This window comes from Paenibacillus sp. TSA_86.1, assembly GCF_052691815.1.
Window position 1 is genome coordinate 163,577 of sequence record NZ_JBQZGE010000005.1, and the last position, 13,700, is coordinate 177,276.

Annotated in this window: 12 protein-coding genes; 9 read left to right on the top strand and 3 right to left on the bottom strand. The window is 47.1% G+C overall.

Annotated elements, in window-relative coordinates; all coding sequences use genetic code 11:
* Window positions 1-261 precede the first annotated feature (261 nt).
* A complete protein-coding gene (locus tag ACUTVW_RS13495; protein ID WP_445646275.1) occupies window positions 262-777 on the top strand; it encodes a DUF2179 domain-containing protein in 516 nt (171 codons plus the stop codon).
* A gap of 304 nt (window positions 778-1,081) precedes the next feature.
* Window positions 1,082-2,509 carry a pectate lyase family protein gene (locus ACUTVW_RS13500; RefSeq protein ID WP_445646276.1) on the top strand — a complete coding sequence of 476 codons (1,428 nt, stop codon included), beginning with the start codon at window positions 1,082-1,084 and terminating at the stop codon, window positions 2,507-2,509.
* A gap of 100 nt (window positions 2,510-2,609) precedes the next feature.
* Here the strand turns inward: ACUTVW_RS13500 and ACUTVW_RS13505 are convergent, their stop codons facing one another.
* The 3 genes from ACUTVW_RS13505 to ACUTVW_RS13515 form a co-directional block, all read right to left on the bottom strand.
* Window positions 2,610-3,587: a substrate-binding domain-containing protein gene (locus tag ACUTVW_RS13505; RefSeq protein ID WP_445646277.1), complete on the bottom strand. Its 978-nt coding sequence runs from the start codon at window positions 3,585-3,587 to the stop codon at window positions 2,610-2,612.
* 242 nt (window positions 3,588-3,829) lie between these two features.
* Window positions 3,830-4,054 (bottom strand): hypothetical protein, encoded by a 225-nt coding sequence (locus tag ACUTVW_RS13510; protein WP_445646278.1) that lies wholly within the window; start codon window positions 4,052-4,054, stop codon window positions 3,830-3,832.
* A 2-nt stretch (window positions 4,055-4,056) separates the two neighbouring features.
* Window positions 4,057-5,241, bottom strand: a complete 1,185-nt coding sequence (locus ACUTVW_RS13515; RefSeq protein WP_445646279.1) for an AGE family epimerase/isomerase — start codon at window positions 5,239-5,241, stop codon at window positions 4,057-4,059.
* A 220-nt stretch (window positions 5,242-5,461) separates the two neighbouring features.
* Here ACUTVW_RS13515 and ACUTVW_RS13520 point away from each other — a divergent pair, with 220 nt between their 5' ends.
* From ACUTVW_RS13520 to nikC, 7 genes are all read left to right on the top strand, one after another.
* Complete coding sequence (locus tag ACUTVW_RS13520; protein WP_445646280.1) at window positions 5,462-6,775, top strand: ABC transporter substrate-binding protein; 1,314 nt, start codon at window positions 5,462-5,464, stop codon at window positions 6,773-6,775.
* Window positions 6,776-7,003: 228 nt separating this feature from the next.
* Entirely contained in the window at window positions 7,004-7,891 is an 888-nt protein-coding gene (locus ACUTVW_RS13525) for a carbohydrate ABC transporter permease (RefSeq protein ID WP_445646281.1), read from the top strand.
* Window positions 7,888-8,727, top strand: a complete 840-nt coding sequence (locus ACUTVW_RS13530; RefSeq protein WP_445646282.1) for a carbohydrate ABC transporter permease — start codon at window positions 7,888-7,890, stop codon at window positions 8,725-8,727. The genes ACUTVW_RS13525 and ACUTVW_RS13530 overlap by 4 nt, the downstream gene beginning before the upstream one ends.
* A 50-nt stretch (window positions 8,728-8,777) precedes the next feature.
* A complete protein-coding gene (locus ACUTVW_RS13535) occupies window positions 8,778-9,815 on the top strand; it encodes a glycoside hydrolase family 130 protein (RefSeq protein ID WP_445646283.1) in 1,038 nt (345 codons plus the stop codon).
* A gap of 361 nt (window positions 9,816-10,176) precedes the next feature.
* Window positions 10,177-11,817, top strand: coding sequence for a nickel ABC transporter substrate-binding protein (gene nikA, locus ACUTVW_RS13540; protein ID WP_445646284.1), 1,641 nt, complete (start codon window positions 10,177-10,179; stop codon window positions 11,815-11,817).
* An 85-nt stretch (window positions 11,818-11,902) separates the two neighbouring features.
* Window positions 11,903-12,847 carry a nickel ABC transporter permease subunit NikB gene (gene nikB / locus ACUTVW_RS13545; RefSeq protein WP_445646285.1) on the top strand — a complete coding sequence of 315 codons (945 nt, stop codon included), beginning with the start codon at window positions 11,903-11,905 and terminating at the stop codon, window positions 12,845-12,847.
* Entirely contained in the window at window positions 12,847-13,674 is an 828-nt protein-coding gene (nikC, locus tag ACUTVW_RS13550) for a nickel ABC transporter permease subunit NikC (RefSeq protein WP_445646411.1), read from the top strand. The genes nikB and nikC overlap by 1 nt, the downstream gene beginning before the upstream one ends.
* Window positions 13,675-13,700: the final 26 nt, after the last annotated feature.

Sequence of the window (13,700 nt, forward strand, 5' to 3'; positions counted from 1 at the left end):
GACCTTCGCCGGGTTGAACATCGTCATAAACGGTTTTATAATGACAGTTCCGGCACATACGGACCGGACAGATACCTGAAAATTTACATCAAGCCGTTTAGGAATAGGCCATAACGTCCAATGATGGAGATAGAGGAATAGGATGAGCTTCATGTAACGCGTGATATAAAATGTTTTTCCACTTAGGCGGAAGTGCTCGTCATGCAGCATGTAACAGAGGGCTTGATTTACAGTGGAAAGCCTGGGAAAGAGGGATGGTCATTGTTTAAAATATTGATATTTATCTTTTTGATTCAGATTGTATATGTATCGGCCTATACCCTGCGCATGATCTTAACGCTCAAAGGGCAGAAATACATCGCTGCCCTGATCAGTATGGGTGAGATTGTGATCTATGTGCTGGGTTTGAATCTGGTGCTTAACTATTTGAAACAGCCGGAAGCTCTCATCGTATACGCCGTGGGGTATGGACTTGGAGTACTGCTCGGAGCATGGATCGAGGAAAAGATTGCACTCGGTTACGTTACCGTGAAAGTGATTTGCAACCAGATGGACGGAGGGCTGGCAAATGCTCTGCGCGATAAAGGGTACGGTGTAACCTCATGGGTCGGTAGCGGACGAGACGGAGATCGACTTGTGATGGAGATTCTTGCGAAACGTAAAAATCAGAAGCTGCTCTACCAGACGATCCTGGCTCTTGATCCCAAAGCGTTTGTCATTACGGTGGAGCCCAAACAGTTCCATGGAGGCTTCTGGACACGTTCCATCAAAAAGTAAAATCGGGCAGGTCTGCAGCAGAAGCAGTCCTGCTTTTTTGTTTTCATTTTTTCACACGCCCGCTAATCAGGTCATTCATCCGTTATTTTTCCTACATCCTCTGATTTACAAGTTAACTACATACGATACCAGGTTGCTTTGGGCACAAATCCTGTCCGTTCCGTCGTTCTCCTGCAAATGTGAAATCAGGATTATTGTTGTAATCGCTTTCAACACTTACATTGTGAATATGTCACTTGCGACATGAACATAGTGCAGAGGGGCAGACAAGCAAACTCATAATCTACCGGGAGGAATCAATTCGATGAAAAAAACAGTACGAAGCTTATGCAGCACGGCTCTGGCTCTCACGTTAGGGTTCACCTTATTATCCGGACCTGCAAGTGTGCAGGCAGCGGGCAATGCAGATTACAATCTGACCGGTTTCTCCCAAGGCAATACGGGCGGAGGAATCATCAATGAGTCGAACACGTCCACGTACAAAAAAGTGTACAATGCCACCGACCTGGCGCTGGCTCTGAAAAAGAACTCCGGTGTCAAAGTCGTTGAAATTATGAACGACCTCGATTTAGGATGGAACGAGATTCCTAGCGCGGCACAGACCTCGCCTTTTGCCAAGCATAACGATGCACTGACACACCCTGTATTGAAGCAGACGGGAGTCAGCAAAATTACGGTGGACGGATTCAATGGATTAACCATTTTCTCGGCCAACGGTTCCAAGATCAAACACGCTGCCATCACGGTGAAACGAAGCTCCAACGTCATCATCCGCAACCTGGAATTCGATGAGCTGTGGGAGTGGGATGAATCCACCAAAGGCGACTATGACAAAAACGATTGGGATTACATTACCCTGGAGGATAGCAGCGGCGTATGGATCGATCACTGCACGTTTAACAAAGCCTATGACGGACTCGTCGACTCGAAAAAGGGAACCAGTGGTGTGACCATCTCGTGGTCCACCTTCAAAGGGGATGACGGCAGCGCGAACAGCTGGGTCACCCGTCAGATTAACGAGTTGGAAGCCAATAAAGCTTCCTATCCCATGTACAATTACCTGCGTAGCAGTGCGGTCGGTCTAAGCAAGGAAGATGTCATTGCTATCGCTGGGCCGCAGAAAAAAGGGCATCTCGTTGGTGCGACCAGCCTGGAGTCAGCTAACGCTAATCTGTCCATTACGCTGCATCACAACCTGTACAAAGACATTCAGGATCGCATGCCTCGTCTGCGCGGCGGTAATGCTCATGCGTATAACATCATTATGGATGCGACCGATGCACGTTCAGCCCAAGCGCGTATTACTACTGCTATGGCAACAGCCATCGCTTCCAAAGGCTACAAATTCGGTATTACTAGCAACGGAGCCATCTCCACCGAAAATGGGGCTGTGTTGGTTGAAAAATCCGTAATCAAGGATGTGCAGTACCCTGTACGCAACAATCAGACAGATCCAACCAATGCCACATACACGGGTAAAATCAGCGTGCTCGATACGATCTACTCTCTGGATGGGAGCTCGTTCCGTGGCGATAGTGGCATAGTAGGTAGCCCGCTGGCACCTGTTCCAGCCGTGATCAAACCGTTCTCGTGGAATGGCTTTACTTCCCTGCCATACAGTTATCAGACGGATGATCCGTCTACGCTGAATGCACGGCTGACAAATTCCAATGGTGCAGGTGCAGGAAAACTAACCTGGTCTAAAGACAACTGGCTGAAAACAAGCTACTAATTAAGCTATACAGTACACCAAAAAAACAGATGCACAAAAAAACAAGCGGCTCCACAACAAGGTTGTGGGAGCCGCTCGTTTTTAAATTTTACTGACTCCATTAGGTTGTCAATTGGCGTGTCGATTTCGGCGCAACATTCACCGATTCGCGGTAGATGATATTGCCCTTCACATGAACACGACCGAAGCTGCGATTAGGATCATCGATCTTTTTGAGCATGGATTGAACAGCTGTGCGTGCCATCTGCTCAATATCCACTTCAACCGTGGTGAGCTTGGGTTCGGACAACATGGCATAGATATCATTGTCGAAACCAACGACAGAGCATTGAGCGGGTACTTGAATTCCCAGCGAAGTCAGCTTCTGCACGAGCAGATGAGCGACTTGATCACAGTTGCAGACAAATGCGGTGGGCAGCTGTGCGGGCAGGTCAATCTCGATAAAGGTTCCCCGTTCGTCCCGATCATTCAGGATGAGATCCGGATTCATAGGTAGTCGGTGTTCCAGCAGGGATTTGTAGTAACCAAGGAACCGATCCTGAATGCTACTGGTTGAATACAGATTGCCAACATAAGCAATGCTGTGGTGCCCCTGCTGGATCAGATAGTTCGTTAACTCATACGCGGCATAGAAGTTATCGGTCACCACCGAATCGATATCGGAATGCTCATCGTAGAAGTCGAGGAACATCTTTGGAACGTCCATCGACTGTACCAGTTCAATATATTCCTTGCTGATCTGACCCAGCACAATGAAGCCGTCGACCTTACTGTCACTGTACAGCTTGGGCAGTGACAGTTCTTCTTCGTCCTCACTGTTCAAAATATGGAGAATGCCGTAGTACCCTTGATCCTCCAGATGTTTAGTGATGCGTTGGAACACGCGTACATAGAACGATTGCGTAGGCCCGGTGAACCGCTCCGGGATAATTACGCCGATATTATGGGTTAAGCCTTCCTTCATTGAACGGGCTGTGGCGTTATACCGATAACCCATCTGGACGGCAAGTTGTTTAATCTTTTCCTTTAATTCGCCACTGACACCATCTTTGTCATTTAACGCTTTCGAGACGGTCACACTGCTGACCCCGAGCTTGTCGGCGATATCCCGCATGGTGATATTGTTTTTCAGCTTTGGTCGCCTCCTTCAAGCCGGTTTAGATACAATGTGCTGTCATTATGATGAGCGCTTTTTTCCAACATAACAACAATCCATATTAGTATACCTCGTTACCAACCTGGAATAAAGGCATTCCAGACATCGCATCACTATTTTCGCTACGTCCGAAAGGGGGTGAGGTTGATCTTCCGATGTTAATTTCAATGCTTTTGCAATAAACGTTCGTTCTGCAGCACCGTTGCAAAATATAACATTGGATACATTGCCCACACGCTCATCATCATAAGGGGCAATGAAATGGCCGCCCGGCTTGGCAATGATACGTGCCGGAGTACGCCATTGTAGAAAGAGGAATCGACTTCATTTTTACGTGACAAAAGCTGTTCCTGCTGTTCCAGTAATGATTCATATTTCGGGTGTATCATGCTTATCCCATCCTCTCCAGTAGCTCAATGCAAAACCGGCTGTTATGGTACGGGCATTTCCAAGGGCCGGCGACTTCGTGCTGATCGGGTGTACCCTTTTCATCCACGGCCCAGTGCCATTCGCCACCTGCACGGAGATCAACAATGTGATCCTTCGTATAACTCCACAGTCTTTCGACTTGTTCCAGAAACACGGCATCACCGGTGCGTTGATAGGCGTTATAGAAACCAACCATCGCTTCCGCCTGAACCCACCAGATGCGCATGGTATCCACATGGTGGCCTTCCTGTTCATTTATTAGTGAACCATCTGCTTGCACAGCAGAATTCAGGATGTTATAGGCGATATCCGTGACCATGACTGAATATTGCGGGTGATGTTCAAGCCCCAGGATCTTGAGGGCGTCGTCAATCAGCCAACTGGCCTCGATGTCATGTCCAAACGAGCGCAGATCAATGATGGACTCCCACTTTTGGTTGAAAAATACCCCGAGGAACTTTGTGTTTTTGTCATATACCCGTTCATACAGAATCCCGAGCAGGCGTTCAAGCGCTGCTTTTACTTCGGGGTCCGGCCATACCCTGTAAAGGGTGGTGTAAGCTTCAAGCACATGGATATGGGTATTCATCGTGTAATCCGCGATGACCCCGTTTTCACTCAGCATTTCATTAGGCTGTTCGTTCCAGTACCGATCAAATTGCTCTTTGTAAGCGGGCAGTTCCGCGTTAAGGCCTTTGCTCTCAATCCGTGCAAAAACCGTTTTCGCAAGTTCCAGTGCAGAAGTGTTATCGGTTGCGCGATAGTATTCACTGAGCGCATATACGCCAAAAGCCTGGGTATATACATGCTTGCTCATATCCAGCGGTTCACCAGTGGCTTCCACCATCCAGTACATCCCTCCATGCTCCCTGTCCACCAGGTATTCAGTGAGAAAACGATAGGCATGGTCAGCTTGATCCTGCCAGATTTTCTCTCCGGTCACCCGGTAGGCTGCGGCAAAAGACCAGAGTTGCCGTGCTGTAGCGATCCCACCTTTGGGTGCATACCGGTTAACGAGCAGATCATTGCCAACCCAGCCATAGAATCCGCCATGGTCTGTGTCTTTCAGATTAGCCCAAAACGGCAAAATCTTTGTTTTCCAATGCTCCGCGATTTCAGATTGAAGCTGAACCAACTTTTGAGTCATTCAGAGTGCTCCTTCGACAGTACAAAATTATGTTTAATTAAGTTATCGTTAACTTTATGGAGTAATATTAGTTCTATAAAATGTACTTGTCAACGAAATATGTCTTCATTTATGAATGGTGTAATAGAATAATATCATTGACAGGTAAGCGTTACCATAATAGAATCTGTTTTGTAACCTTAACGATAACCTAATTAAATTAAGAGAGGGGTCGGAACAAATGCAAAAAAATAAAGGTTGGATGTTGTTGCTGACGATGCTGCTCATCACTTCGCTGCTTGCTGCATGTTCATCAGGAGGAGGGTCTTCGCAGTCGGGAGAAGAGATTAGCACAGATCCGGCAGATATCAAGGGGGAAATCACGGTTTTGACGCAACGTACAGATATTGTGGATACCGTATTTAAGAACTATGCGGCCGAGTTCAACAAAGAGTATCCGGACGTTAAAGTGAATTTCCAGGCCTTGGCTGATTATGAGGGGCAAGTGAAAATTCGGATGAGCACCAAAGACTACGGCGACGTACTTATGATTCCAACAAGTGTTCCGATCGCCGATATCCCGGACTTTTTCGAGCCACTCGGTACGTACGATGAGCTAAAAGACAAATATACCGCTATTGAAGAGCGTATGGTGGATGGCCAGGTATACGGAATTCCAACCGTTATTACGTTCTCCGGCATCATTTATAACAAACAAGTCTTCAAAGATGCAGGTATCAACGAACTGCCGAAGACACCAGAGCAATTCCAGGTAGCACTTCAGAAGGTGAAAGACAACACAGATGCTATTCCGCTCTACACCAACTACGCATCCGGCTGGGCACTTACTCAGTGGGAGGCAGACCTGCCGACAGTTGCAGGGAGTGTGGATTATGTCAACGTAGATCAACCAAACACGGATGATAACTTTGTGCCAGGGCAGCCGCACTACGAGCTATACAAAGTGCTCTATGACGCAGCGAAGAATGGCCTGATCGAGAAAGATCCAACGACTACAGACTGGGAGAGCTCCAAGGCGGATCTGGCTAAAGGCAAAATTGCAACGATGGCTCTCGGATCTTGGGCGATCACACAGATTCAAGGTATGACAGATACACCGGACAATATCGGTTTCTTGCCATTCCCGACCAAGGCTAGTGATATCATTGTACCGCTGTCCGCGGACTACAACATCGGCATGAATGTGAACAGCGAGAACAAACCTGCAGCGAAAGCATGGATCGACTGGTTCCTGGCGAAATCCAACTATGCTGTCCAGCAGGGAGGAGGTATGAGCGCAGATAAAAGCGCAGAGCTGCCACCCATTCTGAATCAATACAAGGACGTAAAATTCTCTACGCTAACTCCCGCTAAAGAGGGGCAAGAGGGATTGATGGACAAAATCGATAACGAAGGCGAGATTGGTCTCTGGCAGCCCGACTTCAAGAAACGCATTATTGAGGCAGCTATTGGTAATCGAAGCGAATCGTACGATGACATCATGAAAGATCTGAACGATAAATGGGTAAAAGCCCGCGCCGAGGTCATGAAATAATAGAAAAAACGAGCGTTCATACAGCAGATGTGAGCAGATATAATGCGGGTGTCGGTAGTTGTCGGGTTTTAGGGCCAGGTTCGCAGCGCGTTTGAGCCATTAGTGGAATGACTAAGGTGATAACCTGTTCAAAATGTATTTACTTGGCCCGCCCTGCGGTTACATCCGCGGAGCGATACGAAGCTTTAATGAACCAAGGCGGCCGAACCGCTGGGAGGTGTGGGGAGCATGAAGTACGTAAAACTTTCAAACTGGAGTTACTCAGCACAACGCATATTTATTATCTGTGCCTTCTCGATTATTCCGCTGGCATTGTTGTTCACGTTTGCTTATTTGCCTGTCATTAATATGTTCAAATACAGCTTTACCGACTGGAATGGATACAGTAAAAGGTTCGACTATGTCGGATTGGAGAATTACACGCGGATTTTTAGTGATCCGGAATACTTCAAAGTGTTCATTGTAAGCTTATATTATTTCGTTGCCACTTTTGTACAGATGGGTCTGGCTCTTTATTTTGCGACAATTCTGAGTTTCAAAATCCGGGGCAAAAATTTCTTCAAAGGCATCCTGTTCTTTCCTTACCTGCTGAATGGTGTTGCCATCGGATTTATCTTCCTCTTTTTCTTCAAACCGGATGGGACGCTCGATACGCTGATGCAAGCGATTGGACTCGGGAAGTACACCCAGCTTTGGCTTGGGAACCCGAATATCATTAACATATCTCTTGCGGGTGCATCGGTCTGGAGATACACGGGCTTTAACTTTATTATCTTCCTCGGAGCGATTTCTTCCATTCCGAAGGATGTGTATGAAGCTTCCGATATTGATGGTGCCAACCGCTGGCAGCAATTCCGCCATATTATTTTGCCGAGTATTACCCGTATCCTGCAGCTCAACCTGATCTTGGCCATAAGCGGCGCCATCAGTGCGTTCGATATTCCATATATTATGACTGACGGTTCCAACGGCAGTATGACCTTTGTTATTCAGACGGTTCACTTGGCATTTAAATACGGCAAACTGGGACTCGCATCAGCCATGGCTGTTGTGCTGCTTCTGATCGTTATTCTTGTGACGCTTGTGCAGCGTGTCAGCATGAAAGGAGAGGAATGAACGTGAACCCATTCAAAACGACCATCGCAATTATACTGAAATACGCATCTCTTATTCTGGCAGCGTTCATTGCACTTTTGCCCATCGTGGTGATCCTCTTTGCGTCCCTGAAGACCAATGCCGAATATGCCACAAGTAGTCCACTTGCCCCGCCAGCCGACTGGTTTTATTTTGCGAACTATACGAAGGCATTTGTTGATGGCAATATGCTTGTTGGTTTCAAAAACACCATTATTATCCTGATCATTTCCATCGTGGGTGCAACATTAACGGGATCTATGATTGCATATGTTCTGGATCGCTTCAAATTCAAAGGTAAAAAAATCATGGTTGCCGCATTCCTGCTCGCTACCTTGATTCCGAGTGTAACCACACAAGTTGCGACCTTCCAGATTATTAACGCACTCGACCTGTTCAACACACGATGGGCCGCCATCGTTATGTATTTGGGAACCGATATTATCGCGGTATACATCTTCCTGCAATTCCTTGGTTCAATCTCCAGTGCACTCGATGAATCGGCCATGCTGGACGGTGCTTCGTACTTCACGATCTATTGGAAAATTATTTTACCTTTGCTGAAACCGGCAATTGTTACGGTTATTATCGTCAAAGGTGTAAACATCTACAACGATTTCTACACGCCATTCCTATATATGCCCAAGACCGATCTACAGGTGATTTCCACTGCCCTGTTCAAGTTCAAGGGCCCCTTCGGATCACAATGGGAGGTCATCAGCGCAGGGATTATGATTGCCATTATTCCAACGATGATTATTTTCCTGCTGCTTCAGAAATACATCTACAACGGTTTTGCGCAAGGTTCCGTGAAATGAATGCATGAAACCATTCCTTGAAATCATTCAATTAAAGGGGGAAATGAAATATGACAGTTACAGAAACGAAAAAGGTACACATTATTGGGGATGCTTTGCCAAATATGCCGTGGGAGAATAAACCGGAAGGAACGGAAGGTCCGGTGTGGAGACACTCATTCAATCCAGTTGTACCGCGTAATCCGGTTAAAGGGGTTGCGCGTATTTTCAACAGTGCAGTTGTTCCTTATGAGGGGAAATTCATTGGTGTATTCCGCGCAGAGACGATCAATGGCCGTCCGCACCTGCACCTGGGTTCCAGTGAAGACGGATTGTCTTGGACAATCGAAGAAGAGCGCATTGCTTTTGTGGACGAGCAGGGCGAACCGTTTATGCCGAACTACGCATACGATCCGCGTCTGGTCAAAGTGGAGGATACCTATTACATTATCTGGTGTACCGATTTTTACGGTGCGGCTCTGGGCCTTGCCAAGACGGAGGATTTCAAAATGTTTATCCGTCTTGAGAATCCGATGCTGCCCTTCAACCGCAATGGCGTCTTGTTTCCACGCAAAATTAACGACAATTACGTGATGCTGTCCAGACCAAGTGATAGCGGACATACCCCGTTTGGAGACATTTTCCTGAGCGAAAGCCCGGATCTGGTGTATTGGGGCAAACATCGTCATGTTATGAGCAAAGGCGGCCAAGGCTGGTGGCAATCCGTGAAGATTGGCGGTGGTCCGGCTCCGATCGAGACATCCGAAGGTTGGCTGATGTTCTACCATGGTGTAACCGGGACGTGCAACGGTTTTGTGTACAGTATGGGTGCGGTTATTCTCGATCTGGATGAGCCGTCCAAAGTGAAGTATCGTTCATCCAACTTTGTACTAACGCCGGAGAAATGGTATGAGGAACAGGGCTTTGTTGATAACGTTGTCTTCCCATGTGCAACCCTGCACGATGCCGATACTGGACGAATTGCCATTTATTACGGTGCAGCTGATACCTATGTAGGTGTGGCCTACACAACGGCCCAAGAGATCGTGAACTATGTCAAGGAAACGGATGAAGTGATTGCTGGCGACCGCGAGGAAGGGAAACTATAATGAGTCTCTGCAACGGGTAGCACTGAATTTTATACGTAAGACAGCAAGTGTATATGAAAGATGTGAAGCTGAAGCAACATCGGGTTGTACCTGCGCATCCAGAAATGACTAGATAAATGGTGTATAGATATGAAATGAAGACGAAATATACAGAGAATATGCAGTAAATATGCATATATTCACCTAATAAAGCCTCTCCTCCTATGGAGAGGGCTTTTTTGGCTATTTAATGGGCATACATATTATGTCGATTTTTGTTGACAAAAGGGAGGCTACTTCATATTCTTAATGAATATGAGAATCATTATCACGATAATGATCAGGTGAAGAATGAGAGAAGAGAGAAAAGGGGTTTATATCTATGTCAGGACAACAAAACAAACGTTCTACTACCCTTATGATGGTGACAACACTGTTGTTGCTGTTATTTATCGTGGGTTGCAGTAATAAAGAGAGCAGTTCGGCGTCTTCTTCTGCTTCGGGAGATCAGGCGGCTTCGGCGAAGTCGATTACGATGTCTTGGCCACGGGATATCGGTACAATGAATCCACATACGTACAATCCGTCCCAATTGTTTGCCCAATCCATGATCTATGAACCACTGGTGAGTTACCAGAAGGATGGCAAACTGGAACCTGCGCTTGCCGAATCATGGACCATCTCCGATGATGGCAAAGTATATACATTCAAGCTGCGCCAAGGGGTGAAATTCTCCGATGGTACACCTTTTAATGCTGAAATTGTGAAAAAGAATTTTGACTCCATTATGAAAAATAAAAAAACACATAGCTGGCTGGGCATTATCGGCGTGCTGGGTAAGACAGAAGTCGTAGATGATCATACGTTCCGCATGACTCTTACCGAGCCGTATTATCCTGTACTTCAGGATTTGTCCGTGGTTCGTCCGTTCCGCTTCCTGGGCGCGGCTGGATTCCCGGATGATGGGGATACATCCAAAGGCATCAAAGAGCCGGTGGGTACGGGCCCGTGGATGCTCGCTGATTATAAGCAGGATGAGTATGCGGTCTTCAAACGTAACCCGAATTACTGGGGTACTGCACCGGCGTTCGATCAAATTACGGTCAAAATCATCCCTGATGCAGAGACACGTGTGCTTGCTTTTGAAAAAGGCGATCTGGATCTGATTTACGGTGAAGGTATGATCAGTCTGGATGCGTTCCAGCAGCTTCGTGACAACGACAAATATGTAAGTGAGTTGTCTGATCCTGTAGGTACGCGTGACCTGTTGCTTAACTCTTCCAATCCGAAGTTGTCTGATGTGAGAGTGCGGATGGCACTTCAACAGGGCTTTAACAAGAAAGCCATGGTAGAAGGTGTCACGTTGGGTCTGGAAGAACCGGCCGATACTGCATTGTCCAAAAACTATCCGTACACTAATGTTGACCTGAAACCGATTGAATATAACGTGGAGCAATCCAAAACATTGCTGGACGAAGCAGGCTGGAAACTTCCGGCTGGTGGAACCGTGCGTGAGAAAGACGGACAGAAGCTGGAATTCGAACTGATTTTTGATAAAACCGACCCGATTCAGAAAGCAATGGGCGAAACCATTCAGGCTGAATGGAGCGAGCTGGGGGTCAAAGTAAACCTTACCGGACTTGAGTTAACGGTACAGATCAAACGCCTGAAAGCCAATGATTTTGACCTGTACTTCTGGTACAATTACGGGGCGCCGTACGATCCGCATTCTTTCATTAACGTCGTAGCAAGCCCGGGATTCGGGATCTCCGAGACACTTACTGCCTTGCCGATGAAAAAGGAACTGGACGATCAGGTTCATGCAGCACTGTCCTCTACAGACGAGAAAAAACGTCAGGAACTGTATACATCCATTCTGACGACATTGCAGGAACAATCGGCGATTGTACCGATCTCTTATGTGAAGAAAACAGCTGTATATCAGAAGAAAATTGCTCAATTTGTCTTCCCGGCGAATCGTGATGAGAATCCGTTTGTGGGGATGAAGTTAAGCAATCCATAAGCATCATCGAAGAACGTATTCATGAACACGTAACACATCAGGCAACAAGAGCTTGTGTGGCATGGTAAAAGGGGAGGAAAGTTTGGTGATCGGCTATATAGGTAAACGAATGATCGCGATCATTCCTATCGTTTTTATCGCTACACTTGTGACTTTTGGGCTAATCCATATTTCACCTGTTGATCCAGCCGAAGCGTATCTGACAGCAGCACATATCTATCCAACACCAGAGCTGCTGGCAGAAAAACGCCATGAGTTCGGTTTGGATCGACCTTTGTTCACTCAGTATGTAGATACGTTGAAGAGAATAGCTCAGCTGGATTTTGGCACCTCGTATCTCACCAATAAACCGGTGATTGATGAAGTCAAGGATAAGTTCCCGGCTACGGCAGAACTGGCGTTATGGAGCATTCTGTTCTCTGCACTGGTGAGCATCCCTTTGGGGGTTTTGGCGGCGGTATACAAAAATAGCTGGATTGATATGGTCAGCCGGGCCATCTCTTATTTTGGTGCTTCCATTCCGCAGTTCTGGCTCGGGTATCTGCTCATTTTCTTTTTTGCAGTCAAACTGGACTGGCTGCCCGTTGAAGGGCGCGGCTCTTGGGAGAACCTGGTGTTGCCTACGTTGACGCTTTCCATGGTGATGATTGCGCTGTACACCCGTATGCTGCGCACCAGTGTACTGGAGCAATTACAGGAAGCCTACGTGCAATACGCGAGAACCCGTGGCATACGTGAACGGGTCATCATGCTGAAACATGTGCTCAAGCTTGCCATCACCCCGTTTATCACAGGATTCGGCATGAGCATGGGCAGGCTGTTAACCGGAACGATTATTGTAGAACAAGTTTTCTCCTGGCCCGGTTTCGGACGTTACTTTGTCGAAGCGATCTTTAACCGGGATATTCCCGTAATCCAATGTTATGTCTTTATTTCGGCATGTCTGTTCATCGTGTGTAATCTGATCGTTGATCTGGTACAGCTGTATATGGACCCGCGGATTTCAGCGAAAGGACGGGCAGAGCATTGATGAACCGATGGCTTACCCTATTTCGAGGGCAAAAAATGATTTGGATTTGCTCTGCAATTATAATCCTTTTCTTCATCCTGGCGTTGCTGGCTCCGTGGATTGCGCAGCATGATCCTGTCAAGGTCAATCTGCTGCAGAAGCTGAAGGATCCATCTGCAGAGCACTGGCTCGGTACAGATCATCTGGGGAGAGACAATCTCTCCAGACTTCTCTATGGAGCGCGGGTTTCCATTGGATTTGCAACGCTAATCTTCCTGTCGTCTTTGGTAATCGGCCTTATCGTTGGGTCGATATCCGGTTATCTGGGCGGCTGGATTGACAATGTACTAATGCGTTTATGTGAAGGCATTTTGGCATTTCCACAGCTGGTACTGGTACTAGGGATCGTGGGCATTTTCGGCCCAGGTCTGATGCAAGTCCTGCTTGCGCTCATGATGGTGCAATGGGTACATTATGCGCGTATATGTAGGAACATGGTGGTCAGCTTGAAGGAGCGGAATTTTATTGCAGCCGCTCGAATTAGCGGGTCCTCCACGTGGACGATCATTCGCAAACATATCATTCCCAATGTGCAGCGGCCCATCGTGGTTATGGGGACACTGGAGATGGGCTGGGCGATTATGGATATCTCGGCGCTGTCCTTCCTCGGACTAGGCATTCAGCCGCCTAATGCGGAGTGGGGAGCCATGATTCACGAAGGTACAGGGTATATTCGCAGTCATCCGGAGTTAATGATCTATCCGGGTGTGGCTATTTTACTTGTTGTAATGACGTTTAACATTTTGGGAGAAGCGTTATCCGATCGTTACGGGATTTCCAAGAAGTAATCGTGAAAATAACTGAACAAGGGGGG

Excerpts from the sequence above, each read along its gene's own strand:
- ACUTVW_RS13500 (WP_445646276.1), top strand. The coding sequence starts at position 1,082 with ATGAAAAAAACAGTACGAAGCTTATGCAGCACGGCTCTGGCTCTCACG.
- ACUTVW_RS13510 (WP_445646278.1), bottom strand. The coding sequence starts at position 4,054 with ATGATACACCCGAAATATGAATCATTACTGGAACAGCAGGAACAGCTT.
- ACUTVW_RS13515 (WP_445646279.1), bottom strand. The coding sequence starts at position 5,241 with ATGACTCAAAAGTTGGTTCAGCTTCAATCTGAAATCGCGGAGCATTGG.
- ACUTVW_RS13520 (WP_445646280.1), top strand. The coding sequence starts at position 5,462 with ATGCAAAAAAATAAAGGTTGGATGTTGTTGCTGACGATGCTGCTCATC.
- ACUTVW_RS13525 (WP_445646281.1), top strand. The coding sequence starts at position 7,004 with ATGAAGTACGTAAAACTTTCAAACTGGAGTTACTCAGCACAACGCATA.
- ACUTVW_RS13530 (WP_445646282.1), top strand. The coding sequence starts at position 7,888 with ATGAACGTGAACCCATTCAAAACGACCATCGCAATTATACTGAAATAC.
- ACUTVW_RS13535 (WP_445646283.1), top strand. The coding sequence starts at position 8,778 with ATGACAGTTACAGAAACGAAAAAGGTACACATTATTGGGGATGCTTTG.
- nikA (WP_445646284.1), top strand. The coding sequence starts at position 10,177 with ATGTCAGGACAACAAAACAAACGTTCTACTACCCTTATGATGGTGACA.
- nikC (WP_445646411.1), top strand. The coding sequence starts at position 12,847 with ATGAACCGATGGCTTACCCTATTTCGAGGGCAAAAAATGATTTGGATT.